Origin of the sequence: Methyloversatilis sp. XJ19-13 (genome assembly GCF_024580155.1) — a bacterium.
Lineage (GTDB): Bacteria > Pseudomonadota > Gammaproteobacteria > Burkholderiales > Rhodocyclaceae > Methyloversatilis.
Map to the genome: position 1 here is coordinate 13625 of NZ_JANINH010000005.1, position 23710 is coordinate 37334.

At 66.1% G+C, this 23710-nt stretch carries 21 protein-coding genes; 14 read left to right on the forward strand and 7 right to left on the reverse strand.

The genetic code is table 11. From position 1 onward, the window contains the following. Positions 1-24: 24 nt before the first annotated feature. The 6 genes from NMQ14_RS08140 to NMQ14_RS08170 all read left to right on the forward strand — a co-directional run bounded on the left by NMQ14_RS08140 (position 25) and on the right by NMQ14_RS08170 (position 8389). Positions 25-1296, forward strand: coding sequence for a glycerophosphodiester phosphodiesterase family protein (locus tag NMQ14_RS08140; protein WP_257095077.1), 1272 nt, complete (start codon positions 25-27; stop codon positions 1294-1296). A gap of 66 nt (positions 1297-1362) precedes the next feature. Continuing rightward, a complete protein-coding gene (locus tag NMQ14_RS08145; RefSeq protein ID WP_306441152.1) occupies positions 1363-2580 on the forward strand; it encodes a glycerophosphodiester phosphodiesterase in 1218 nt (405 codons plus the stop codon). 18 nt (positions 2581-2598) lie between these two features. After that, the gene (locus NMQ14_RS08155) at positions 2599-3774 is read left to right on the forward strand and encodes an esterase-like activity of phytase family protein (RefSeq protein WP_257095078.1); all 1176 of its coding nucleotides are present in this window, start codon (positions 2599-2601) and stop codon (positions 3772-3774) included. A 27-nt stretch (positions 3775-3801) separates the two neighbouring features. Further along, complete coding sequence (locus tag NMQ14_RS08160) at positions 3802-5223, forward strand: endonuclease/exonuclease/phosphatase family protein (protein WP_257095079.1); 1422 nt, start codon at positions 3802-3804, stop codon at positions 5221-5223. 447 nt (positions 5224-5670) lie between these two features. Further along, the gene (locus NMQ14_RS08165) at positions 5671-7566 is read left to right on the forward strand and encodes a bifunctional UDP-sugar hydrolase/5'-nucleotidase (protein WP_257095080.1); all 1896 of its coding nucleotides are present in this window, start codon (positions 5671-5673) and stop codon (positions 7564-7566) included. 22 nt (positions 7567-7588) lie between these two features. Continuing rightward, a complete protein-coding gene (locus NMQ14_RS08170) occupies positions 7589-8389 on the forward strand; it encodes a PEP-CTERM sorting domain-containing protein (protein ID WP_257095083.1) in 801 nt (266 codons plus the stop codon). Positions 8390-8423: 34 nt separating this feature from the next. On the opposite strand, the gene NMQ14_RS08175 is transcribed toward NMQ14_RS08170, so the two are convergent. The 4 genes from NMQ14_RS08175 to hemN all read right to left on the reverse strand — a co-directional run bounded on the left by NMQ14_RS08175 (position 8424) and on the right by hemN (position 12692). Next, the gene (locus tag NMQ14_RS08175) at positions 8424-9872 is read right to left on the reverse strand and encodes an HDOD domain-containing protein (RefSeq protein WP_257095085.1); all 1449 of its coding nucleotides are present in this window, start codon (positions 9870-9872) and stop codon (positions 8424-8426) included. A gap of 111 nt (positions 9873-9983) precedes the next feature. Beyond that, on the reverse strand, positions 9984-10409 hold the full coding sequence (locus tag NMQ14_RS08180) for a universal stress protein (protein ID WP_257095087.1): 426 nt from the start codon (positions 10407-10409) through the stop codon (positions 9984-9986). A 28-nt stretch (positions 10410-10437) separates the two neighbouring features. Then, on the reverse strand, positions 10438-11163 hold the full coding sequence (locus NMQ14_RS08185) for a sulfite exporter TauE/SafE family protein (protein ID WP_257095089.1): 726 nt from the start codon (positions 11161-11163) through the stop codon (positions 10438-10440). Between the two features lie 143 nt (positions 11164-11306). Continuing rightward, on the reverse strand, positions 11307-12692 hold the full coding sequence (hemN, locus tag NMQ14_RS08190; RefSeq protein ID WP_257095090.1) for an oxygen-independent coproporphyrinogen III oxidase: 1386 nt from the start codon (positions 12690-12692) through the stop codon (positions 11307-11309). 73 nt (positions 12693-12765) lie between these two features. Here hemN and fnr point away from each other — a divergent pair, with 73 nt between their 5' ends. Then, positions 12766-13500: a fumarate/nitrate reduction transcriptional regulator Fnr gene (gene fnr, locus NMQ14_RS08195; RefSeq protein ID WP_257095091.1), complete on the forward strand. Its 735-nt coding sequence runs from the start codon at positions 12766-12768 to the stop codon at positions 13498-13500. A 311-nt stretch (positions 13501-13811) separates the two neighbouring features. On the opposite strand, the gene miaA is transcribed toward fnr, so the two are convergent. Further along, entirely contained in the window at positions 13812-14753 is a 942-nt protein-coding gene (gene miaA / locus NMQ14_RS08200; RefSeq protein ID WP_257095092.1) for a tRNA (adenosine(37)-N6)-dimethylallyltransferase MiaA, read from the reverse strand. 2 nt (positions 14754-14755) lie between these two features. Next, positions 14756-16513 carry a DNA mismatch repair endonuclease MutL gene (gene mutL, locus NMQ14_RS08205; protein ID WP_257095093.1) on the reverse strand — a complete coding sequence of 586 codons (1758 nt, stop codon included), beginning with the start codon at positions 16511-16513 and terminating at the stop codon, positions 14756-14758. An 89-nt stretch (positions 16514-16602) separates the two neighbouring features. Between mutL and NMQ14_RS08210 the strand changes: the two genes are divergently transcribed. After that, positions 16603-17259 (forward strand): DedA family protein, encoded by a 657-nt coding sequence (locus NMQ14_RS08210; RefSeq protein WP_257095094.1) that lies wholly within the window; start codon positions 16603-16605, stop codon positions 17257-17259. Here NMQ14_RS08210 and NMQ14_RS08215 read toward each other — a convergent pair. Then, entirely contained in the window at positions 17180-17707 is a 528-nt protein-coding gene (locus tag NMQ14_RS08215) for a hypothetical protein (protein ID WP_257095095.1), read from the reverse strand. The genes NMQ14_RS08210 and NMQ14_RS08215 overlap by 80 nt on opposite strands. Positions 17708-17918: 211 nt before the next feature. Between NMQ14_RS08215 and NMQ14_RS08220 the strand changes: the two genes are divergently transcribed. The 6 genes from NMQ14_RS08220 to NMQ14_RS08245 are packed head-to-tail and all read left to right on the forward strand — an operon-like array spanning position 17919 to position 23647. After that, positions 17919-18536 carry a hypothetical protein gene (locus tag NMQ14_RS08220; protein ID WP_257095096.1) on the forward strand — a complete coding sequence of 206 codons (618 nt, stop codon included), beginning with the start codon at positions 17919-17921 and terminating at the stop codon, positions 18534-18536. Between the two features lie 59 nt (positions 18537-18595). Continuing rightward, on the forward strand, positions 18596-19237 hold the full coding sequence (gene purN, locus NMQ14_RS08225; protein ID WP_257095097.1) for a phosphoribosylglycinamide formyltransferase: 642 nt from the start codon (positions 18596-18598) through the stop codon (positions 19235-19237). Then, on the forward strand, positions 19230-20432 hold the full coding sequence (locus tag NMQ14_RS08230; protein ID WP_257095099.1) for a DUF3108 domain-containing protein: 1203 nt from the start codon (positions 19230-19232) through the stop codon (positions 20430-20432). The genes purN and NMQ14_RS08230 overlap by 8 nt, the downstream gene beginning before the upstream one ends. Beyond that, on the forward strand, positions 20429-21730 hold the full coding sequence (locus NMQ14_RS08235) for an RsmB/NOP family class I SAM-dependent RNA methyltransferase (protein WP_257095101.1): 1302 nt from the start codon (positions 20429-20431) through the stop codon (positions 21728-21730). Before NMQ14_RS08230 ends, NMQ14_RS08235 begins: the two co-directional genes overlap by 4 nt. Continuing rightward, complete coding sequence (locus NMQ14_RS08240; RefSeq protein ID WP_257095103.1) at positions 21720-22325, forward strand: phospholipase D family protein; 606 nt, start codon at positions 21720-21722, stop codon at positions 22323-22325. The genes NMQ14_RS08235 and NMQ14_RS08240 overlap by 11 nt, the downstream gene beginning before the upstream one ends. A 5-nt stretch (positions 22326-22330) precedes the next feature. Continuing rightward, positions 22331-23647 (forward strand): mechanosensitive ion channel family protein, encoded by a 1317-nt coding sequence (locus NMQ14_RS08245; RefSeq protein WP_257095105.1) that lies wholly within the window; start codon positions 22331-22333, stop codon positions 23645-23647. Positions 23648-23710 lie beyond the last annotated feature (63 nt).

Consider the following 23710-nt stretch of genomic DNA (forward strand, 5'->3'; position numbering starts at 1 on the left):
AAGATCAACATGGAGGACCCCGCCATGAAGCACACTGTCCTGTTTGCCGCACTCGCCGCTGCGCTTGGCGCCGCCCCGCTGCTGGCGCCGTCCGACGCGCTGGCCGCTACGCCCTACAACACGCTCAGCGGGAATGCACCGCTGGTGATCGGTCACCGTGGCGCGTCCGGCTACCGCCCGGAACACACGATCGAGGCCTACACGCTCGCCATTGAGCAGGGCGCCAACTACATCGAGCCGGATCTGGTCATGACCAGGGACGGTGTGCTGGTTGCCCGTCACGAACCGATGCTGGCCCGCGTCGACCTGAATGGCGACGGCACCATCAAGATGGTCAATGGCGCGCCAGTGCTGAACCGCACCGACACCAGCACCAACGTGTGGGAACTGCCGCAATATGCCGGCCGCCTCACCGTCAAGACGCTGGACGGCCAGAAGGTCGGTGGTTGGTGGGCGGAAGACTTCACCGCGGCCGAGTTGCGCGCCGACATCCGCACCCAGGAACGTCTGCGCGACCTGCGCACCGGCAACAACGCGTTCAATAACCAGTACGTCATTCCGACGCTGCAGGAGGTGATCGATCTGGCCAAGGCCAAGAGCATCGAAACCGGCCGCACCATCGGCATCTACCCGGAAACGAAGCACCCGACCTACTTCAAGAACTACGCCGACGCCAACGGCCTGCAACGCATGGAAGACACGCTGGTCGCGACGCTGCACGCCAACTACGGCAACACCGCCAGCGCGCCGGTGTATATCCAGTCGTTCGAAGTGTCGAACCTGCAGTACGTCAATACGCAAACCGACATCCGGATTGCACAGTTGCTCAATGGTGGCGGCCGGCCGTATGACTTCACGGTGGCCGGCGACCTGCGTACCTACGCGCAGCTGGCCGAGCTCGACGCCGAAGGCCTGTTGTTCATCGAAGGCTACGCAGACGGCATCGGCGCCAACACCAATCTGCTGATTCCGCTGGTGGGCGGCGTGCTCGGCACACCGACCAGCCTGATCGCCGATGCGCACAGCCTCGGCCTCGAAGTGCACGCCTGGACCTTCCGCGCCGAAAACATCTTCCTGCCGAACGAATTCGATTCCAGCGGCGACCCGGCCGCCTTCGGCGACATGAAGGGCCAGATCCTCGCCTTCACTGCGCTCGGGCTGGATGGCTTTTTCACCGATCACCCGGATCTGGGAGTCGCCGCGGTGGCGTCGATTCCGGAGCCGGAAACCTACGCCATGCTGCTGGCCGGCCTCGCGCTGACCGGCTTCATGGCACGCCGCCGCAAGGCGGGCTGAGCCACGGGGCGCGCTGCACCCGGCGCGCCCCTCAGGAAGACCACTGCATCCCCCGGAGAGACACTCATGAAAAATCTGGTCACGCTTCGTCCCGCCCTGCTGTGCGTCGCACTGCTGTCCGCGTTCAACGCACCGGCGGCCTTCGCCTGGAACACCCTCGATGGCGCCGCCCCGATCGTCATCGGCCACCGTGGCGCATCCGGCTACCTGCCGGAGCACACGCTGGCGTCGTACGCGCTCGCCATCGAACAGGGTGCGCACTTCATCGAACCCGATCTGGTGCTGACGAAGGATGGCCACCTGATCGCTCGCCACGAGCCGATTCTGGACGGCACAACCAATGTTTCCAGCGTGTTCGACACCAGCCGCAAGTCCACGCGACTGCTCGACGGCGTATCCACGACCGCTTACTTCGCCGACACCTTCACGCTGGCCGAAATCAAGATGCTGCGCGCCATCCAGCCGCGCGCCGACCGTGACCAGAGCTTCAACGGCCTGTACGAAATTCCGACGCTGGACGAAGTGATCACGCTGGCGCAGTCGAAGGGCGTGGGCATCTATCCGGAACTGAAGCACTCGGTCTACATGAATGCGCAGGCCGCGAACAACGGCTTTGCTGCGAATTACTTCGAGGACAAGCTGGTCAGCACGCTGCATGCCGCCTACGGCAACTCGGCCGCCGCGCCGGTGTTCATCCAGTCCTTCGAAGTATCGAACCTGCAGTATCTGAATGGGAAGACCGACATCCGTCTGGTGCAGTTGATGGATGCCTGGGACGTGAATGCCGACGGCAGCATGGACCTGACGGTTCCGCCGTATGACCGCCCGTTCGATTTCGCCGAAGCAGGTGACCCGCGCACCTTCGGCGACCTGCTGACCGCAGCAGGCCTCGACTTCATCGCCGGCTACGCCGACGGCATCGGTCCGTGGAAGCCCTATCTGCTGAAGACGGTGGCCGATGGCGTCGAGCGCACCGGCGACGGCGTGATCGACGCGCGCGACCGGCTGGTCGAGGGCAGCACCGGCATCGTCGAAGCCGCCCACGAGCGCGGTCTGCTGGTTCACACCTGGACTTTCCGCGACGACTCGATCGGCTACCAGCTCGGCTATGGCACGCCGGAAGAGGAATACGCCGCGTTCTACGCCCTGGGCGTGGATGGCGTGTTTTCGGATCACCCGGACACCGCGCTGGCTGCACTGGCCGCCGTGCCCGAGCCCGAAACCTGGGCGATGCTGCTGGCCGGTCTCGGCCTGATCGGCGCAGCCGCCCGCCGTCGCGCCTGATCAACCGGAGACGACGAAATGAAAAAGACCTTGCTGGTGGCCCTGCTCGCCACCTTTGCCGGGCATGCGCTGGCGGCCGATTTCTCGCTGCGCGTCATCGGCGAGCAGCGCATCGCGACCGGCACGCTGTTCGAAGGCGTCGAGTTCGGTGGCATTTCCGGGCTCGACCGCGCCGCCGACGGCCGCTACTGGGCGATTTCGGATGACCGCGGCGGCGAGCGCGGCACGCCGCGCTTCTACAACCTGTCGCTGGACTACGACGCCGCCGGCTTCAACGGCGTCACCATCAACAGCCAGACCTTCATGCAGCGGCCGGACGGCTCGACCTTCCCGTCGAACGCGCGCACGGTCGATCCGGAAGGCATACGTATTGCGCCCAACGGCAATATGTACTGGTCGTCGGAGGGCAACTGGAGTGGCAACCCGGCCAGCCGCTACCAGCCCTTCGTGCGGGAAATGACGACCTCGGGCGCCTTCGTGCGCGAGTTCGCGACGCCGGCGATGTTCAACTACGTCGACAACGCCACCACGGGCGGGCGCAGCAACAAGCTGTTCGAAGCACTCACTGTGGCGCCGAATGGCACGATCTGGACCGCGAATGAAGACGCGCTGGTACAGGACGGCCCGCTCACATCGATCAGCAACGGCAGCGTGGTACGCGTGACCGCGCTCGATCCGGTCAGCGGCGCGGCCGGTGCGCAATATGTATACGCACTGCCGCCGATTCCGGTCGATGCCGTGCCCGGCGCGCCGTTCGGCCCGGACAACGGCCTGCCGGAACTGCTGGCGATTTCCGACACGCAGTTCATCGCGGTGGAACGTGCCTTCGCCTTCGGCGTGGGCAACACCATCCGCCTCACGCTGGCCGAAATCATGCCGGACACGACCGACGTGAGCAGTTTCGACAGTCTCGTCGGCGCGACCTACACGCCGATGCGCCGCGAGTTGCTGCTCGAAATGCCGATCACCTTTGACGGCATCACGCTCGACAACATCGAGGCGATCAGCTGGGGCCACACGCTGGCCAATGGCAACCGCACGCTGGTGCTGGCGGCCGACAACAACTTCAGCGGCACGCAGGTCACGCAGTTCATCGCACTCGAAGTATCCGCCGTACCCGAACCCACCCGCTATGCGCAGTTCATCGCCGGCCTCGGCCTGATGACGCTGACGCTGCGCCTGCGCCGCCGCTGACGCGCGGCCCACAAAGGAGCTTCCAACATGAAATTCGCCCTCACCCCGATCGCCCTTGCACTGCTGGCCACGGCTGGCGCCGCGCAGGCGGAAACCGTCCGTTTCGCCACCTTCAATGCCTCGCTGAACCGCGACGCCGCCGGCCAGCTGCTGTCCGACCTCGCCAACCCGCTGGCGACCGGCGGCGTCACGCAGACTGTTGCCAACCGCATCCAGCAGGCGCACAACGTGGCCGAAATCGCGCAGCGCGTGAATGCCGACGTGCTGCTGGTGAATGAATTCGACTTCGACCTGAATGGCACGCCGACCGCCAGTAGCGTCGCCACCGGCCTGGGCTATTCGAGCAACGGGGCGAAGCTGTTCCAGGACAACTTCCTGTCCGCCGGCCACGGCAACGCGGTGCGCGGCCTGACCAGCGGCATTGACTACGCGTATCGCTACACGCCGAACACCAATACCGGTCTGGCATCGGGCTTCGACCTGAACAACAACGGCGCGATTTCCGGCGGCGACGACGCCTTCGGATTCGGCAACTTCGGCGGCCAGTTCGGCTTCACGATCTATTCGAAGTACGAAATCGTCAGCGTGCGCAGCTTCCAGACCTTCCTGTGGAAGGACATGCCGGGCAACCTGCTGACCAACGACCCGACCGCCAGCAATCTCGCCGATTTCTACTCGCCGGCCGAGATCGACGCGCTGCGCCTGTCGTCGAAGAACCATGTCGACGTGACGGTGCGCATCAACGGTCAGGACGTGCATTTCCTGACGGCCCACCCGACGCCGCCGACCTTCGACGGCCCGGAAGACCGCAACGGCAAGCGCAATCACGACGAAATCCGCTTCTGGGCCGACTACGTTGCCGGTGCGGGCTACATCTACGACGACCAGGGCAACACCGGCGGTCTGGAAGCCGGCGCAAAATTCGTCATCGCCGGCGACTACAACGCCGACCCGCTGGATGGCGACAGCTTCAAGGGCACGGTCAATGGTCAGCAGTACAACGCCATCGGCCAGTTGCTGGACAACCCGCTGATCAATACCTCGGTCACCCCGACGGCCCCCGGCGGTGCAGACGCCGCCACGCATCCGTCGAACAACGGCAACGCCAACCAGAGCCATGTCGGCGACCCGACCCGGGACACCGCGGACTTCAGCGACTCGGCACCGGGCAATCTGCGTGTGGATTACGTATTGCCCTCAGCCAACCTGCAGATCGAGGGCGCCGGCATCTTCTGGCCGGCTGACCCTGACCGCAACGCGCCGAACACGACTGGCGACGAATACGACCTGGTCGGCAATTTCCGCGACCGGAACCTGTACGCGAACTACCCGAGCTCGGATCACAAGGCGGTGTGGGTGGATGTGACGGTCGTGCCCGAACCGGAAACCTACGCGATGCTGCTGGCCGGTCTGGGCCTGATCGCTGCGGCGTCGCGGCGCCGGAGTTAAGGGAAGCTGACCGGGCGTTGCCCGGTCAGGCCTTGCGCGACGACGCTTCCAGGACGATTCCTGCGAGCTCGGCAAGGGTTGCGAGCGCTTCCGCCGTGCCGGGCTGCATCGGCGGGCGCGTTGCGAAATAAACAGGGGTCCGCGAAACCGACAGCCTGTTCAAGCGCACCGCCCCGAACAACGCACGCGCGCAGGCCCTGGCAGCAGATGTCCTGTCCGACTTGCTGGTGACGCTGGCGCGGGTCGAGAGCAACAGCGGCGTCGCTGCAACCTATGCCGGCTACAAGAACACCTATGCCGGCCCCACGCTGAGCATCGAGGTGACTGCGGTACCGGAAGCCGACCACTGGCTCATGGTTCTCGCGGGTCTTTCGGTCATCTCGCTGTCCCTGCGCCGTAACGTGCGCTGTTCAGACTGCGCAAGGTTTGCAAAATCAACAGGAGAACATGATGCGCATGAAGTTCCTCGCGCTGGCGGTCGCCGGCGCACTGAGCCAGGCGGCTTTCGCCTGCACACCCGGCACTTACACCGAGAACGTGCTTTTCGGCAGCACCGACACCAGGGTGCCGAACCGCGTTCTGGACGCGAGCTGCGCCACCGTGGACAGCCAGATCAAGGATGAGGACGCATGGGGCAATCAGGCCGCCTTCATCGCCCACGTGTCGACCGTGACCATGTCGCTGCAGAAGTCGGGCAGGATCAGCGCCCTCGAGCGCGCGCGCCTGCTCACGGCAGCGCGCGCCTCGCAGATCGGCACCACGCTCAAGGTGAAGCTGATCGCCTTCAATGACTTCCACGGCTACATCAAGCCCTTCGAAGGTTCGAGCAGCAACCCGGGCGTCACCCGCTTTTCGACCCGCATCAAGGAGTTGAAGGCGCAGAATCCGCTGCACGCAGTGGTGTCGGCCGGCGACATGATAGGCGCCAGCCCGCTGACCTCGGCGCTGTTCAAGGACGAACCGACGATCGAAGCGATGAACCGCATCGGCATCGACTTCAATGCGGTCGGCAATCACGAGTTCGACGAAGGCAAGGACGAACTGCTGCGCATGCAGCACGGCGGCAACCATCCGACCGACGCCTATTCGGGCCTGGGCATGAACGAGGATCTGGAAGGCGGCGAATTCGCCGGTGCGAAGTTCCGCTTCCTGGCCGCCAACGTGCATGACAGCGCCACCGGCACCACGGTGTTCCCCGGCTACGGCGTGAAGGACTTCCTCGGCAACAAGGTGGCCTTCATCGGCATGACGCTGGAAGGCACTCCGACCATCGTGTCGCCGTCCGGCGTGGCCGGTCTGCAGTTCGGCGACGAGGCCGATACGGTGAATGCGCTGATCCCGCAACTGAAGGCGCAGGGCATCGAGTCCGTGGTCGTGCTGATCCATGAAGGTGGCGCGGCTTCCGGCGGCATCAATGGCTGCACCGGCGTGTCGGGCCCGATCGTGAATATCGTCAATCGCCTCGATCCGGAAGTCGATCTGGTGATTTCGGGCCATACGCACCAGGCCTACAACTGCCTGATCAACAACGCCGCCGGCCTGCCGGTGCGCGTGACTTCGGGTGGTCAGTACGCACGCAACCTGACCGACATCGACCTGACCATCGACACGCGCAGCCGTGACGTGATTGCGGTGGCGGCCAACAACCTGACCACCGGCACCGCGACTGCGGAAGATGCCGCGCTGACCGATCTGGTCGCTCACTACGACAATCTGTCGGCCGAGCCCAAGGCGCGTGTGATCGGCAAGATCACGGCGGCGATCAGCCGTTCGCAGAACGCCGCCGGCGAATCCGCACTGGGCGACGTGATCGCCGATGCCCAGCTCGACGCCACCCACGACGTCGGCACCGGTGAAGCCGTGGCGGCCTTCATGAATCCGGGCGGCATCCGTGCCGATCTGCCGTTCAATGCACCGGACGGCAACGTGACCTACGGCGACGCCTTCACCGTGCAGCCCTTCGGCAATTCGCTGGTCACCATGACGCTCAACGGCGCGCAGATCAAGACCTTGCTGGAGACCCAGTTCGCGGGCTGCAACGGCCAGTCGTCGCAGCGCATCCTGCAGGTATCGGTCGGCTTCAACTACGCCTACACCGCGGCCAATGCCTGCAACGAGCGCGTCACCTCGATGACCATCAATGGCGTCGCGGTGGATCCCGCGGCCAGCTACCGGGTGACGGTCAACAGCTTCCTCGCCGACGGCGGCGACGGCTTCGCGGTGCTCAAGGACGGCAGCGAGCGCCTCGGCGGCGCGGTCGATACCGATGCTTTCGAAACCTATCTGCAAGCCAATCCGTCCGGCGTGGCGCCGGGCCCGCGCGACCGCATCACGCGCAACTGACGCCTGACCAAGGAGAATCGGAATGAACATGATCAAGACCTCGCTGGCCCTCGCGCTGGCATCTCTGGGCCTGAGCGCCCAGGCGGCACACTTCAGCCTGCTGTCCGGCAGCGTTTCGGGTTCATCGGATACGTCCGTGAGCGTGCTTTCGACCAGCACGGGCTTCGGCGGGTCGCTTGACGACCTGTCGGGCGCCGGCACGGTGCTGGGCTTTGGCGGCGGAGAAAGCACGGCCGGCGCACTGTCCCATGTGTGGAGCCAGTCCCTGCTGCTGGATGCGGCATCGGACCCGTCGAACGTGACGATACAGGCAAGCCGCAGCGTTTCGCTCGACGCGGACGCGCCGCTGTCCATCGATTCCGGCAGCGACACCGCCTCTGCAACGATGCTGGCGCACCTGCGCATCGAAAGCGATGGCGAAGCGCTCGGCAGTGCCGTGCGCGTGACCTTCGCCGGTACGGCGGACACGCTGTTCTCGTCCGCCATGACCGGCATGTCGACGCCGACCTATCTGTCGATGACGGTGCGCGGCGATGGCAATGTCACGATTGCCGAGTATCTGGTCCCGACCTTCTCCAGCGATGTGTTCAGCTTCAGCTTCGACAGCACGGTCGGTTCCGTGCTGCAACTGGATGTCGGTTTCGGCGCCTACACCAGTCTGGGCAGCAACCTGTTGGGCCCGATCGGACCGGGCAACCTGCTCGAATCGTCGGCGCTGATTGACGGTGTGCTGGGTGTGAGTGCCGTGCCCGAACCCGAACAGTACGCGCTGCTGCTGGCCGGTCTGGGCCTGATTGCTGCGGCGTCGCGGCGCCGGAGTTAAGGGAAGCAGACCGGGGGCCGCCCGGTCTGCGCCGTCAGGCCTTGCGCGAGGACGCTTCCAGGGCGATGCCTGCGAGCTGGGCAAAGGTTGCGAGCGCCTCCGGCGTGCCGGGTCGCAATGGCGGGCGCGCCGGGTCGCGATCGACGTACAGCACGCCTACGACGTGGCTGTGGGCACTGATCGGCACCAGCACCTGGTGCCGCTGACCCAGTGCCGAACGCAGGCGCGTGATCGACGGCAACCCGGGGGCAGGCACATGTGAGGCCTCGACGTCGATGACGCGTCCGTGATCGACCAGTTCGGTCAGCGCATCCCGCTCGGCCCCGGACAGCAGGAAGTTGAAGTGGCGCATGAGTTGCTGCGAACCACGGCCGTGCGTGGCGCGGGCCGTGAGTTGCGAGCGGTTGGCGGTGACCAGCGCGAGCACGGCACGGTCGGCGCCGAGCGAGCGCCCCGCGCCTTCGAGTGCCATATCCAGCACCGCGCCGGACGCCGAGTGCGCGGCAATCAGCCCCACCATGCGACGCGAAATGTCGAACTGCAGCGCCGGATCGGGATCGGCCAGAACGGCCGGTGCCCCGGTTTCGTCTTCGTCGTCCTGGCGTGTCGGCACCGGAATCCTTGCCGCGGCGTCCTCGCAACCATAGAAGCCGGCCAGGCAGGCGGCTTCGCGCGCGTGCGCGGCAACCACCGGGGCCACCGTGGCCACGTCCTGCCGCAGCAGCTTCGCGTAGTCACGCACCGATTCACGCGCCCTTTCGCTTTGCCATCCGCCTTCGGCGGCACTGGCCAGGCGGTAGCTGGCGATCACCAGTGCCTCGCGACTGTCAGCCCGCGCGGTGTCTGCGCAGGCGTTCGCCACCAGCCCGGGCAGCGTCCATTCGCGCGCCAGCAACTGGGTGAGCGAGCGCAGCCGGAAGCCGAGCACTTCGGCTTCGACCTTTTCCGGCACGACACCGGGCTTGCGCAGGGCGCGATCCAGCTGCTGACCCGCTTCGCCCGAAAAGCACCAGAAGGCCAGCTCACCGATGCGCGACAGCAAGGTCGCGATGAACACTTCTTCGGGCGAGGCATCGCCGCGCACCGTGGCGGCGTGCCGCGCATGCACGGCGGCGTGGAAGCAGCGCGCCATTTCGGCGCTGACCCGGTCGCGCACGCCACCGGCCAGAAAGGCGTCGATCAGCGCAACCGACAGGGCAATGTTGCGCACGGTGTCGAAGCCGAGCAGCACGATGGCGCGCGAGATGGTGTTGATGCGACCGCCCTTTCCGTGGAAGAACACGGAATTGGCCATGCGGAGCACGCGCGCGGTCATGCCGGCATCGCGCAGGATGATGCGCCCGAGCGCCGACGTCGGGCTGGCCTCGTTCTCCGCGACCTCGCCGATGGCGGCCAGCGTCGCGCTGAAGATGGGCATGTCCTGATTGCGCAGCTTGTCCACCCAGGCTTCGAGTGGATCGGTGGCAACGGGTGTGGCGCTCATGTGCGTGTCCATAGCGGAAAAGGGGTAACTCTTCCGGCTAACGGCGCGCCGCTGTGATTTCTTGAGCGAGGGTGAGGCCCGGCGCGAGCCCCCGGGCAGGGCGCAGCCGGGCTACAGGACCAACAGCACCGGCCGCTTCGAATGGTGCAGCACGCCGCTGGCGACCGAGCCCAGCGCGAAGCTGGCCAGTGCACCATGACCGCGGCGCCCCATCACGATCATTTCGCAGTCGTGCTGTTCGGCATAGCGGGCGATGGTTTCCGCCGGCGGACCGACGTGCAGGTGCAGGATGGGTTCGACCTTGGCATTGCGCAGTGTTTCCAGCGCAATGCGGGTCGCGTCCTCACCTTCTTCGCGGTAGTAGTCGTTCAGCGCTTCGCGGCTCACGTGTTGCTGCAACAGGCCGCTGGGCACCGGCGCGTGAACGAACAGCAAGTGAATTTCGGGCACGCTGGTGAAATGGGCGGACAGGCGCAGCACTTCGGTGGTGGCGCGTACGCCGTGTTCGGAACCATCGACGGCAAGCAGGATACGCATGATGAAATCAGTCTGGTTGCAGGGACACTCAAGTATGGCAGATGAGCCCGTTCCACAGCCCGTCGCCGAGGGTGGACGCGCGCGCCAGCCCGACCAGACCGAAGCCCAGCACCATCAGGCCGGCCACCCGGCGCAGCGCCGGATTGCGGGTCAGTGCGCGCAACCGGGTCAGCAGCATGCCGGCCAGCAGCAGGTTGGGCAGCGTGCCCAGCCCGAAAGCCAGCATGATCAGCGCTCCGCTGGTCGGCGAGCCGGACAGCAGGGCCAGCCCGAGCATGCTGTAGACCATGCCGCACGGCAGGAAACCCCACAGCAGGCCGACACCCAGCGCCTGCGCCGGCGAGCGCGCCGGCAGGAAACGGCCGGCGACAGGCTGGATGCGCGCCCACAACGGGCGGCCGAGCGCCTCGATGGGCGCGAGCACCCGTGTGTAGCCGGTGAGGTACAGACCGAGCGCGATCATCATCAGATTGGCCAGCACATACAGCACCGTCTGCAGCGGCAGCGCGCTGCCGGCCAGCAGGCCTACGCCCCCGATGCCGCCAGCGACGGCACCGGCAAAGGCATAACTCGCGATGCGGCCGGTGCTGTAGGCAAGGTGCAGCGAGAAAGCAGGCAACTGCGCGCGCCAGCCCGGCTGGTGGACGTGCGGCACGCCGGCGGATATCGCCGACACGATGCCGCCGCACATGCCGGCGCAGTGCACGCCACCGAGCAGGCCGACCAGAAATACCGCGGCAAGACCGAGACTCATGGGTAATCAATCACTTTTGAACGGGTACGTGGCGCGATCGTGCGCCGCGCGCCGCGCGCATGCAAGGCGCCGCAGCGCGCGCATCCGCCGGGGCCAGGCTGCTCACCACACGCGCAGGGCAAGCAATTCAGGGAACACAGACGCTAGACGACCTTCGAGTACCGGACTGTTTCCGAATCGAGGCGCAGATAACGGTCGAACACCATGCAGACGGCGCGCACCAGCAGGCGGCCGCGCGGCGTGATGCCGATCCAGTCCGGCTCGATGGTCAGCAGGCCGGCATCGGCCAGTTCCTGCAGTTCAGCCAGCTCCGGAGCGAAATACTTCTTGAAATCGATTGCGTAACTGCTTTCTATCGCTTCGATCGACAATTCGAAGTGGCACATCAGGGCGCCGATCACGGCGCTGCGCACACTGTCGTCGGCCGTCATGTCCAGACCGCGCATGACCGGCAGCTCACCGTCGTCGATCGACTTGGCCCAGCTTTCGAGCGTGCGGTGGTTTTGCGCAAAGCTTGCGCCGACGCGGGAAATGGCCGACACGCCGAGCCCGATCAGGTCACAGCCGGCATGCGTCGAATAGCCCTGGAAATTGCGCTGCAGCCGGCCATGGCGTTGCGCCTGCGCCAGTTCGTCGTCGGGGCGGGCAAAGTGGTCCATGCCCACATGTACGTAGCCGGCTTCGTGCATGCGGTCGATCGCCAGCTTCAGCAGCTGCGGGCGCACGCTGACGTCGGGCAGCATGCTTTCGTCGATGCGCCGCTGCGGCATGAACTGCTTCGGCAGGTGAGCATAGTGATAGATGGCGACGCGATCCGGAGCCAGCCGGATCAAGGTAGCCAACGTGGCGTCGAAACTGTCGAGCGTCTGGCCAGGGAGGCCATAGATCAGGTCGACGCCGGATGACACGAAGCCATTGGCGCGCGCCGCGCGCAGCACGACTTCGGTCTCTTCCACGCTCTGCACGCGGTTCACCGCGCGCTGCACCACGGGGTCGAAGTCCTGTACGCCGATGCTGATGCGGTTGAAGCCGAGCGAGCCCAGATGCGCGATGCGGGCAGCACTGACGCCGCGCGGATCCATTTCGATCGAGCACTGCGCGGAGTCGGCGATGCGGAAGTGGCTGCGCAGGCCTTCGAACAGCCGGGTCATCTGCGCGTCGTTCAGGAAGGTGGGCGTGCCGCCGCCCAGATGCAGCTGCGCCACTTCACGGCTGCCCTTGACCAGTGTGGCCTTCATTGCGAGTTCGCGCAGCAGCATATCGACGTAACTGTCGGCGCGCGCGTGGTCCTTGGTGATGATCTTGTTACAGGCGCAGTAGTAGCAGATCGTGTCGCAGAACGGGATGTGGATGTAGATCGACAGCGGCCCGGCCGCTGCATTGCGCGCCTCTAGCCGCGCCCCGTGCGCCCGTGCGTCGTGTGAGAAGTTGAAGCGATCCGCCGTCGGATACGAGGTGTAGCGCGGGCCGGGCACGTCAAAACGCCGCATCAGTTGCGGGTCGAACACGAGTTCTTTTGCGACATTCATGATTTATTGGCACACTTTGCAGTGCGTCCATCATGCAAGCGCGCCTCCCACCGCGCATTGATCAACGTCAATAATGAGCAGCGTCCAGATACCCATCACGTCACACGGTCTTCAAGTGGCCTGTTCGGCCTGCAATCTGCGCGAGCTGTGCATGCCGGTCGGCCTGTCGGAACAGGAAATCGAACGTGTCGATGAACTGGTCGGCACGCGCCGCAAAGTGGCGCGCGGCATGCCGCTCTACCTGTCTGGCGAACCCTTCCAGTCGCTGTTTGCCATCCGCACCGGATTCTTCAAGACCGAAGTCGTGTCGGAAGACGGCCGCGAGCAGGTGACCGGCTTCCAGATGGCGGGCGAGCTGATGGGGCTCGATGGCATCGGTACGGGTCAGCACAACTGCGACGCCCGTGCGCTGGAAGACAGCGAGGTGTGCGTCATCCCGTTCAACCGCCTGTCGGAACTGTCTCGCGAGATCGACACCTTGCAGCACCACTTCCACAAGGTGATGAGCCGCGAAATCGTGCGCGACCAGAGCGTGATGATGCTGCTCGGCACGATGCGCGCCGAAGAACGTCTGGCAGCCTTCCTGGTAAATCTGTCGCAGCGCTTCCTGTCGCGCGGCTATTCGGCAACCGAATTCAACCTGCGCATGACGCGCGAGGAGATCGGCTCCTATCTGGGTCTCAAGCTCGAAACCGTCAGCCGCGGCCTGTCACGCCTGCAGGATGAAGGACTGCTGTCGGTCAGCAACAAGAACATCCGCATCCACAAGCTGGACGAGCTGAAAAAGGCGATGAGCCCGCGCTGCTGAAGGCACGGTGGTGACGGCGGTGTGTTGGGCATCGCTGCGCTCACCCCAACCTACGGGCTGGCGCGGCGCCGGTGCGCTTTCTCCACGTGGATCGATTCGGCGACGCTGGGGTGTTGGGCATCGCTGCGCTCACCCCAACCTACGGGCTGGCGCGGCGCCGGTGCGCTTTTTCCACGTGGATTGATTCGGCGACGCTGGGGTATTGGGCATCGCTGCGCTCAACCCGACCTGCCTGCGGCAATACCGGTGCCGGATCGAACCGTAGGTTGGGGTGAGCGCAGCGATGCCCAACATCCACACTCCACCATCCGTCACCCCGCCCGCGCAGCAAAAGCATCCATGACCAGCCCGACTGCGTCGGCGCGGCAGCAATCGATGCGCTGATCGATCGGCATCGAGCGCAGCCAGGTGATCTGGCGCTTGGCGAGCTGGCGGGTGGCGTAGATGCCGGTGTCGCGCATTTCGGCGGCGTCGATGTCGCCTTCGAGGTAGTTCCAGACCTGCCGGTAGCCGACGCAGCGCATCGACGGCATGCCGGCGTCGAGCACGTAGTTTTCGCGCAGCCGTCGCACTTCGTCCACCAGACCCTGCGTCAGCATCGCGTCGAAGCGCTGTTCGATGCGCCGGTGCAGCCAGGCGCGATCCGAAGGTTCGAGCGACAGCACGGTCATCGGCGGCAGCGGCGCATCGATCTCGCGTCGCGCGTAGCTCTCGGCCAGCGGCCGGCCGGTCAGCATGACGATTTCCAGCGCGCGCTGGATGCGCTGCGCGTCGTTGGGCTTGAGACGGAAGGCTGCGTCCGGGTCGCGCGCGGCCAACTCGGCGTGCAGTGCCGGCCAGCCCTGTTCGGCGGCACGGCGATCGATATCAGCCCGCAGGGCGGCGTCGGCCTCCGGCAGATCGGACAGGCCGTCACGCAGCGCCTTGATGTACAGCATGGTGCCGCCGGCCAGCAGCGGAATGTTGCCGCGCGCCTGGATAGCGGCGATCAGCGTGCGTGCGGCGGCGGCAAAGCGCGCGGCCGAATACGCCTCCTGCGGCGACACGATGTCGATCAGGTGGTGCGGGCACAGTGCCCGCTCTTCCGGCGTCGGCTTGGCGGTGCCGATATCCATGTCGCGGAACACCAGTGCCGAATCGACGCTGACCAGTTCGACCGGCAGGGCGCGCGCAATGCGGGCGACCGCAGCGGTCTTGCCGCTGGCGGTCGGACCGAGCAGCACCAGCACCGGCGAAGCAGACACGGGCGGCACGATCAGCGGCCGCGCATGAACAGGCGGTCCAGTTCGCCCATGGTGAGCTGCACCCAGGTCGGGCGGCCGTGATTGCACTGGTCGGCGCGCTCGCAGGCTTCCATGTCGCGCAGCAGCGCGTTCATTTCCGGCAGCGCCAGCAGACGGTTGGCGCGCACCGCGCCATGGCAGGCCATCGTCGCGAGCAGTTCGTTGCGCCGGCGCTCGACCACCTGGCTGGCCGGCGCCTCGCGCAGCTCTTCCAGCAGCGCGCGCAACAGCGCGGCGGTATCGGCGCGCGCCAGAAGCGCCGGTACGGCACGCACCATCAATTCGTTCGGCCCGGCCTGGCCGATGTCGAAGCCGAGCTTGTCGAGCACGTCGGCGTACTCGAAGGCGGTCGCCACCTCGCGCGCACTCATCGACAGCACGGCCGGAATCAGCAGCCGCTGCACCGCCGGCGCGCCCTCGAGCACCTTCTTCAACTGTTCGTACAGGATGCGTTCGTGCGCTGCATGCATGTCCACCAGCACGAGCCCGGCGCTGTTCTGGGCCAGCACATAAACGCCCTGCAACTGGGCGAGGGCAAAGCCGAGCGGCGGACCGGACTCGGTCGGCAGGTCCGCCAGGCCCGCAGCCACCGCATTCGGCGCATGGGCCAGACCGTCGGATCGAACGAAATCGAAGTAGCGCGCCAGCGGTTGCTCGACGCCCCGGCCCTGCTGCATCGGCCAGCCGGATTGCGAGGGCGGCGGCGAGAAGGCGTCCGGAACACCGGCCTGCACAGTGACCGGTTCGGCAGTCTGTGTTGACAGCGCCAGCGCGCGCTCGACCGCATGGAATACGAACTGGTGAATCCCGCGCGCCTCGCGAAAGCGCACTTCGGTCTTGGCCGGATGCACGTTCACATCGACCGCGCGCGGGTCGAGTTCGATGAACACGACGTACGCCGGGTGGCGCGCACCGTGCAGCACGTCGGCGTAGGCCTCGCGCAGCGCGTGCGCGAGCAGGCGGTCGCGCACGAAACGGCCATTGACGAAGCAGTACTGGGCGTCGCGCCCGGCACGTGAAAACGCCGGCTGGGCGACGAAGCCCGATATCCGGAGCGTGCCGGCATCGGCCTCGACCGGGCGCGCATGCTGCATGAACTCGTCGCCGAGCAGCGCACGCACGCGGCTTGCCATGTCGGCCACCGGCAAGCGCTGCGTGACGCGACCGTTGTGCTGCAACTGGAAGGCGACCTGCGGCACGGACAGCGCGATGCGCCGGAACACGTCGTCACAGTGGCCGTACTCGGTCTGTTCGGTGCGCAGGAATTTGCGCCGGGCCGGGGTGTTGTAATAGAGGTCGGCGACGTCGACCACGGTGCCGGCATCAAGTGCGGCAGGCTCCGGCGCGCTGCCGGCATCGATCCGCCAGGCGTGCGGCGAACCGGTGTGCCGGCTGGTGATGACCACCCGCGCCACACTGGCGATCGACGCCAGTGCCTCGCCGCGGAAACCCATGGTAGCGACCGCTTCGAGATCGTCGAGCGAGGCGATCTTGGACGTGGCGTGCCGGGCCAGCGCCAGCGGCAGGTCTTCCGGCGGCATGCCGCAGCCGTCGTCAGCCACCCGCAGGCGCTTCACCCCACCGGCTTCAAGCTGCACGCGGATGTCGCGGCTGCCGGCGTCGAGACTGTTTTCCAGCAATTCCTTCAGCACAGACGCGGGGCGCTCGACCACCTCGCCAGCGGCAATCTGGCTGATCAGGAGGTCGGGCAGCAGCTGGATCGAAGGCATGCGCAGGCACAGAACAGGGGCGGGCACCGATTTTACGGGCCGTCACACGCATCCGCTATCATCCGGGCTCGAATTCAGCGCAACGCACCATGGAACTGCTCACCACCTTCATCGACATCATGCTGCACCTGGACAAGCATCTGGCCATGCTGGTCGCACAGTACGGTACCTGGGTCTACGCCATCCTTTTCCTGATCGTGTTCTGCGAAACCGGTCTGGTGGTGACGCCCTTCCTGCCCGGCGATTCGCTGCTGTTCGTCGCCGGCGCGATCGCAGCGGCCGGCGGCATGCACATCGGCCTGCTGATCGTGCTACTGATCATCGCAGCCGTGCTGGGCGACGCGGTGAATTACGCGGTGGGCGCCTGGTGCGGCCCGCGGGTGTTCAAGTGGGAGAATTCGCGTTTCTTCAACCGCACGGCGTTCGATCGCACACATGCGTTCTATGAGAAGCACGGCGGCAAGACCATCATCATCGCGCGCTTCATGCCGCTGATCCGCACCTTTGCGCCCTTCGTGGCCGGTGTGGCGCAGATGAGCTACCCGCGCTTCGCGATGTTCAACATCACGGGCGCCATCATCTGGGTGGTGTCGCTGGCGCTGGCCGGTTACTGGTTCGGCAATCTGCCCTGGGTGAAGGAAAACCTGACGCTGGTGATTCTGGCGATCATCGCGATATCGCTCGCACCCCTGGCAGTCGCATGGGTGCGCGCAAAGTTCGGGCCGGCTTCGGGAAATCCAGTCTGATGCGCGGCCAGCACGCTTCGAGCGCGAAACTGTAGCGTTCGGCACCGGCGACGATGACGACCACACCGGCGCGCTGCACATCGGCCAGCAGACGCTCGGCGCGCAGGCTGGCCACCCCGCCGCCGACCCGGCCGAACGCGCCCTCGGCTCCATCGCCCAGATGAAGATAGAGCAGCGCCGCCTGCCGGCGCGCCTGCTGCAGCGACGGCCGCCACTGCTCTGCGCTGATCGGCTCGTCGTTGGCGGCCTCGAGTTCGACACGCATCAACGGCTGATCGCGCAACCGGGCGAGCGCCATTGCCAGCGCATCGCACTGGACGTCGCGCCCGCCGCACAGCAGTACGCCGCCGTGGTCGGCCCGCATCAGGGTGCGCAGCAGCTGGCCGAAGCGACGGCTGCCTGCCTTGACGCCCGGAGCGCGCACACGCTCGAGTTGTTCCATTTTCATGGTTGATGTACGGAGGTTCTGGGACTTGCTGGTCCGCGCGCCGCGGCTGCGTCGCGCGCCCAAACCGGGCCCGGGTTGTCGTACGCTGTCGGTCATGAGTGCTATGACAGCCTGTAAAACGATTGTGCGCGTGCTGTGTTGCGCCGCGATAGCCAACTGGATCACGGGCTGCGGCAGCACCGGCCAGAAACCCGCGCCAGTGGCTGATTCCATGCATCCTAAACAGATTGTTAAAAGTGATATCGACCGCGTACTCGAAGCGCATCACAGGGAGATATTCGCCAGTCTGGAACGGCTGGCCGACAAGCTGTACCGGCGCAACCCGCGCGAATGGCGGCGCGCCGGACTGAACAGTCGTGAAGAAGCGCTGGCCCGCCTTTTCAACGCCGACCGTGGCTGGCAGCTGGCGGAATTCGACGGCAAGCGCGACATCGAAGTGATGCGGATGGCCTTTTCCGCTGAGTTTGCCGGAGACCGGGTGGCGGCGCTGATCGTCGGCATGGGCGGCATGATCCAGACTGCATGGGCGGACCGGACCGAGCTGTTCATCATGGATGAACTCGATCCTCAGGCGCTGTCGAACTGCGCGCGCAATGTCGAGATTTCGGCGTGGAAGCTGGCGCAGTCGCGCGACGCCGCGGGCGAATTGCTGCTGCTGTCGAACGAGATCGGCACCGACGGCGTGCGCAACCTCAGCTTCGAGCGCGAAATGGGCAAAATGATCGGCTGGCTCGACATGAGTTCGCAGATCGTGGCCGACAAGAACCGGCGCGTGGTGACACGCATCCTGCAATCGCTGGCGACCGCTGTGTTCCTGCCGGTCAGATAGGCAGGCAGCGGGCCGGGCGGCGATAATCCGCCTCTGACCCCCTCCTCCGACAGCCCCGAATGACATCCGTCGTCATCCTCATTTCCGGACGCGGCAGCAATATGCGGTCCATCGTCGACGCCGGCCTGCCGGCGGACATCCGAGCCGTGATCAGCAACCGGCCCGACGCTGCCGGCCTCGCGTACGCGCGCGATCGCGGCATCGCGACCGAAGTGGTCGATCACACCGCCTATGCCGACCGCGCCGCCTTCGACGCTGCGCTCGCCGCCTGCATCGATCGCCATGCCCCGGCTCTGGTCGTGCTCGCCGGCTTCATGCGCATCCTGACGCCCGGCTTCGTCGAGCACTATCGCGGCCGCATGATCAACATCCACCCATCGCTGCTGCCGGCCTTCACCGGGCTGCACACGCACCGACGCGCCATCGAGGCGGGTTGCCGGGTGGCCGGCGTCACGGTGCATTTCGTGACTGGCGAACTCGACGGCGGCCCGATCATCGCGCAGGCAGCGGTGCCGGTGCTGGCCGGCGATACTGAAACCACGCTGGCCGCCCGCGTGCTGGTGCAGGAACATCTGCTGTACCCGCAGGTGGTGCGCTGGTTCGTCGATGGCCGGCTCGCACTGCGTGACGGCCGTGCCGTGCTGCGCGGCGATGCCGCGCCGGACAGTGCAGCGCTGTGCGTTCCGAGTGCGGATGTCTGAACCGCTGAACCGATCCCGGCTGCTTTTCGCACTGGCCGTTTCGGTGCTGCTGCACCTTCTGCTGGCCGGCGGGCTGCGCAGCTTCGATCACGAGCGCCTGCCGGACGAGCGCAGCACGATACATGCGGCGCTGATTGCGCCGCCCGCCCCGCCGCCACCGAGAGCCGAGCCGACGCCCCCACGGGTCGTCGAAGCGACGCCGGTACCGGTGCAAACGCCCAAGCGCCCGCCCAGGCCGCGCAGACCTAAGCCGGAGCCGGAACCAGTGCCCGAGTCCGAGCCTGAGGCGCCACCGCAGCCCGCGCCCAACGACGATCCGGTGACGGATGACGGCGAAAGCCAGGAGGCCATCGGCGATCGCGAACTGCTGGAGCGGGCGATCGCCGAAGGTGCATTGCCCGATCGTGACGATACGGCCATCCTGACACCGCAGCGTGCCGTGGTCAGCGAGGCGAAACTGGAGTTCGAGGTGTTCCGCGGCGAGCTGGCGATCGGGGAAACCCGCTATCACTGGGTGCACGACGGCACCGACTACCAGATGGATCAAGTCACTGAAACGACCGGTCTGGCCGGCCTGCTCAAGCCGCTGCGCGTCGAGCAGCGCAGCACCGGCGAAGTGACGGCGAAAGGTCTGAAGCCGCTGCGCTATGTGTCGCGGGCAACGCAGGGCAAGGCGACCGATGAAGAGGTGGTGTTCGACTGGAACGGCAATCGGGTTATGCTGCGCGCCGGCACCAAGCAGTCGGAGCACGCGCTGTCGGCCGGCGCGCAGGACATGCTGAGCCTGTGGCTTGAAATCATCTGGCGCGCACAATACGGTGGCGACTTCGATTTCACGCTGGCCACCGGCAAGCGCTACACACCGCGCTGGTTCGTGGCCGATCCGGAACTGGGCAGCCTCGATACCGCCGTCGGACGGCAGCTGGTCAAGCGGCTGCAGGCGCGCGCCCGGGCCGGCGATAACCAGATCGAAGTCTGGCTGGCACCGAATCTGCGCTGGCTGCCGGTATTGATCCGCTTCACCGATCGCAAGGGCGATGTGTACGACCAGCGCGTGCGCCTGATCGAGTACGAGAACCTGAGCCTGCGCGCCGGCACTGCCGCCGCCGGAACGACCGCGCCTTTCGGCGACCCGGTCGATCCGCCACCCCGATACGAGCCGGCGGAAGAACCCGCCAACCCCTACCTGCGATGAAACCGACCGAAAAACTGATAGACAGCACCGCCGACGTCCTGAGCCGTATGCTGCGTTTCGAACATACCGCCGACAGCGTGCTGTCGGCGCATTTCCGCGACCAGCGCGCGTTGCAGTCGCGCGAGCGCGCCTTCGTCGCCGAGCACGCCTACCTGGTGCTGCGCCGTCTGCGCTGGCTGCGCGCCGTGGCGGGCGAAAATGCCGGTGCGCGCAAGCTGCTGATCACCGCGCTGGCGCGCATCGAAGGTCTCGGACACAAGTTTCTCGCACCGCTGATTTCGCGCAACGAAGCGCAATGGCTGGAAACGCTGGCACCGACCGCCGACACCGAGCTGTCGCTGGGCGAACGCACCGACCTGCCGGACTGGGTGATCGAGCGCCTGCTGACGCAGATGGACGAAGCGTCGCTGCTGTCGCTGGCGCGCGCGCTGAACACGCAGGCGCCGCTGGACCTGCGCGTCAACCTGATGAAAAGCGATATCGACGCGGTCACCGCGACGCTCACCAACAACGGCCTGACTGTGACACCCGGGCGCTTTTCGCCGTGGGCGCTGCGCCTGGGCGAGCGTCCGTCGCTGACGAAGAATCCGCTGTACGAGAAGGGCATCATCGAGGTGCAGGACGAGGGCAGCCAGCTGCTGGCGCTGCTGCTCGCACCCAAACGCGGCGAAATGGTGGTCGATTTCTGTGCCGGCGCCGGTGGCAAGACGCTGGCCCTGGGCGCGATGATGCGCTCGACCGGGCGGCTGTACGCTTTTGACGTATCGGAGAAGCGGCTGATCAAGATGCGTCCGCGGGTCGCACGTTCGGGGCTGTCCAATATCCATCCGGTGCTGATCGACAGCGAGAACGACATCAAGGTGAAACGGCTCGCCGGCAAGATCGACCGCGTGCTGGTCGATGCGCCCTGCTCCGGTCTGGGCACGCTGCGCCGCAATCCGGACCTGAAGTGGCGGCAGACGCCGACCGCTGTCGAGGAACTGGTGGTCAAGCAGGGCGCCATTCTGGCCGGCGCCGCGCGGCTGGTGAAGCCGGGCGGACGTCTGGTCTATGCGACGTGCAGCCTGCTCGACGCGGAAAACCGCGGCGTGATCGATGCCTTCCTGGCCAGCCACCCGGACTTCGAGCGTCTGCCGGCAAACGAAATCCTCGCGGCCGGCCGGATCGACCTGGATACCGGCATCGATCTCGAACTGCGCCCCGACGTCCACGGCACCGACGGCTTCTACGCCGCGGTGATGGAGCGGCGCGCTCCGAACACCGCAGCCGACACCCCGGAGACGGTCGATGAAGCGTGAACTGCGCGCCCCCATCCTGGCTGCCGCCCTGCTGATCGCTGGCCACCTGGCAGGCGGCTCCGTGCAGGCGGGCCCGGCGCTGCCGGCCGAAGGCAAGGTCGAAGTCGGTTTCGCGCCGTGGGACGACGTCGAGCGCCTGGTCATGGACCAGATCGACGGTGCCAGGCAGGCGGTGTATGTGCAGGCCTACATGCTGACCAGCCGGCGGATCGCCAAGACGCTGATCGCGGCGCACGAGCGCGGCCTCAAGGTCGAAGTGATCGCCGACCGCGAAAAGGTGCTGAAGGACGAATACAGCGCGCTGCCTCGGGTCGCCGGTCACGGCGTGCCACTGTGGCTGGATGGTGCCTACAGCGCGGCACACAGCAAGGTGATGATCATCGACCCGGACGGCAAGGATCCGGTGGTGGTGACCGGCTCCTACAATTTCAGCGTGGCGGGCAAATCGAAGAATGCCGAGAACGTGCTGGTGCTGAGCGGCCAGCGTGCGCTCGCCGCTCAATATATGCAGAACTGGAAGCGCCACCGCGCCCAGTCGGTCAGTTTTGCAGATGCGGTGCAGGAAACCCTGCGCGGTGAATCCGTAACCCACTGATCCGGATGAACAACCTGCCTTTCGACGCATTGATGGCGGTGCTGGCGCTCGACAGCACGCGACTGGAGCTGGGCGTCATCGCAGCCTGTCTCGTACTGGCTGGTCTGTTTGCGCGTCACATGATCCGGCGCCAGCGTGCCGAGGTGCTGGCCAATGGCAACGAAGTATTGAGCAACGCGGCACGGCTGGGCCGGGACGGCCTGCAGCGGCTGATGTTCCCGCTGGCCGGCATCCTGCTGCTCGCGCTGGCGCGAGGCGCATTCGCCCTGCTGCACCAGACGCCGGTACTGATGCATCTGGTGATCGCCATGCTGGTGGCGATGGGCGTCATCCGGCTCATCGTGTATGCGCTGCGCCAGGTATTTGCACCGGCCGGCTGGCTGAGCACCTTCGAGGTATTGATCGTGCTGGCCATCTGGACCGCCTGGGCGATGCACGCGCTGGACATCCTGCCCGAAGTGATCGACTGGCTGGACAGCCAGCAGATCACGCTGGGCAAGCAGAAGCTGACGATGTGGACGCTGCTGCAGGGCGGCGCCTGGGTGCTGATGACGCTGATCGCGTCGGTCTGGCTGTCCGGATCGGTCGAGCGCAAGCTGATGCGGGCACCGATCGACAGCAATCTGCGCATCGTGCTGGCGCGGGTCGTGAAGGTCGCGCTGGTGCTGCTCGGGCTGATCATAACGCTGCCACTGGTCGGCATCGACCTGACCGCGCTGTCGGTGTTCGGCGGTGCGCTGGGCGTGGGTCTGGGCTTCGGTCTGCAGAAGATCATGGCCAACTATGTGTCGGGCTTCATCCTGCTGCTCGACCGCTCGATCCGCATCGGCGACCTGATTTCGGTCGGCGCCGACCGGGGCCAGGTCACCCAGATCACCACGCGCTACACCGTGGTGCGCAGCCTGTCGGGTGTCGAATCCATCATCCCGAACGAGCTGCTGATCAGTTCGGTGGTGCAGAACGAAGGCCTGTCGGACCGGCAGGTGCGCATCGGCATCGCGGTGCAGGTCAGTTACAGCGACGACGTACCGGCCGCGCTGACCATCCTGCAGGACGCCGCACTGACCCAGGAGCGGGTGTTGAAATCGCCCGCTCCGGCGGCCTTTCTCCACTCCTTCGGCGACTCGGGCATCAACCTCGAGCTGGGCATCTGGATCGCCGACCCGGAAGGGGGTGCGCTCGGACTGCGCTCGGCCATCCAGCTCGAAATACTCGAACGTTTCCGTGCTGCGGGTATTGAAATACCGTTCCCGCAACGCGAACTGAGGATCATGCGCGACCGGAACCCTTCGGCCCCGCCGGGTGATGTCACGAACACTTGACGCGGCGCAAATTGACCGCGGGCCCGGCTCGCGTAGAATCCAAGGCTTGACCTTTGCTTTACC

Excerpts from the sequence above, each read along its gene's own strand:
- NMQ14_RS08140 (WP_257095077.1), top strand. The coding sequence starts at position 25 with ATGAAGCACACTGTCCTGTTTGCCGCACTCGCCGCTGCGCTTGGCGCC.
- NMQ14_RS08145 (WP_306441152.1), top strand. The coding sequence starts at position 1,363 with ATGAAAAATCTGGTCACGCTTCGTCCCGCCCTGCTGTGCGTCGCACTG.
- NMQ14_RS08155 (WP_257095078.1), top strand. The coding sequence starts at position 2,599 with ATGAAAAAGACCTTGCTGGTGGCCCTGCTCGCCACCTTTGCCGGGCAT.
- NMQ14_RS08160 (WP_257095079.1), top strand. The coding sequence starts at position 3,802 with ATGAAATTCGCCCTCACCCCGATCGCCCTTGCACTGCTGGCCACGGCT.
- NMQ14_RS08165 (WP_257095080.1), top strand. The coding sequence starts at position 5,671 with ATGATGCGCATGAAGTTCCTCGCGCTGGCGGTCGCCGGCGCACTGAGC.
- NMQ14_RS08170 (WP_257095083.1), top strand. The coding sequence starts at position 7,589 with ATGAACATGATCAAGACCTCGCTGGCCCTCGCGCTGGCATCTCTGGGC.
- NMQ14_RS08175 (WP_257095085.1), bottom strand. The coding sequence starts at position 9,872 with ATGAGCGCCACACCCGTTGCCACCGATCCACTCGAAGCCTGGGTGGAC.
- NMQ14_RS08180 (WP_257095087.1), bottom strand. The coding sequence starts at position 10,409 with ATGCGTATCCTGCTTGCCGTCGATGGTTCCGAACACGGCGTACGCGCC.
- NMQ14_RS08185 (WP_257095089.1), bottom strand. The coding sequence starts at position 11,163 with ATGAGTCTCGGTCTTGCCGCGGTATTTCTGGTCGGCCTGCTCGGTGGC.
- hemN (WP_257095090.1), bottom strand. The coding sequence starts at position 12,692 with ATGAATGTCGCAAAAGAACTCGTGTTCGACCCGCAACTGATGCGGCGT.
- fnr (WP_257095091.1), top strand. The coding sequence starts at position 12,766 with ATGAGCAGCGTCCAGATACCCATCACGTCACACGGTCTTCAAGTGGCC.
- mutL (WP_257095093.1), bottom strand. The coding sequence starts at position 16,513 with ATGCCTTCGATCCAGCTGCTGCCCGACCTCCTGATCAGCCAGATTGCC.
- NMQ14_RS08210 (WP_257095094.1), top strand. The coding sequence starts at position 16,603 with ATGGAACTGCTCACCACCTTCATCGACATCATGCTGCACCTGGACAAG.
- NMQ14_RS08215 (WP_257095095.1), bottom strand. The coding sequence starts at position 17,707 with ATGAAAATGGAACAACTCGAGCGTGTGCGCGCTCCGGGCGTCAAGGCA.
- NMQ14_RS08220 (WP_257095096.1), top strand. The coding sequence starts at position 17,919 with ATGCATCCTAAACAGATTGTTAAAAGTGATATCGACCGCGTACTCGAA.
- purN (WP_257095097.1), top strand. The coding sequence starts at position 18,596 with ATGACATCCGTCGTCATCCTCATTTCCGGACGCGGCAGCAATATGCGG.
- NMQ14_RS08230 (WP_257095099.1), top strand. The coding sequence starts at position 19,230 with ATGTCTGAACCGCTGAACCGATCCCGGCTGCTTTTCGCACTGGCCGTT.
- NMQ14_RS08235 (WP_257095101.1), top strand. The coding sequence starts at position 20,429 with ATGAAACCGACCGAAAAACTGATAGACAGCACCGCCGACGTCCTGAGC.
- NMQ14_RS08240 (WP_257095103.1), top strand. The coding sequence starts at position 21,720 with ATGAAGCGTGAACTGCGCGCCCCCATCCTGGCTGCCGCCCTGCTGATC.
- NMQ14_RS08245 (WP_257095105.1), top strand. The coding sequence starts at position 22,331 with ATGAACAACCTGCCTTTCGACGCATTGATGGCGGTGCTGGCGCTCGAC.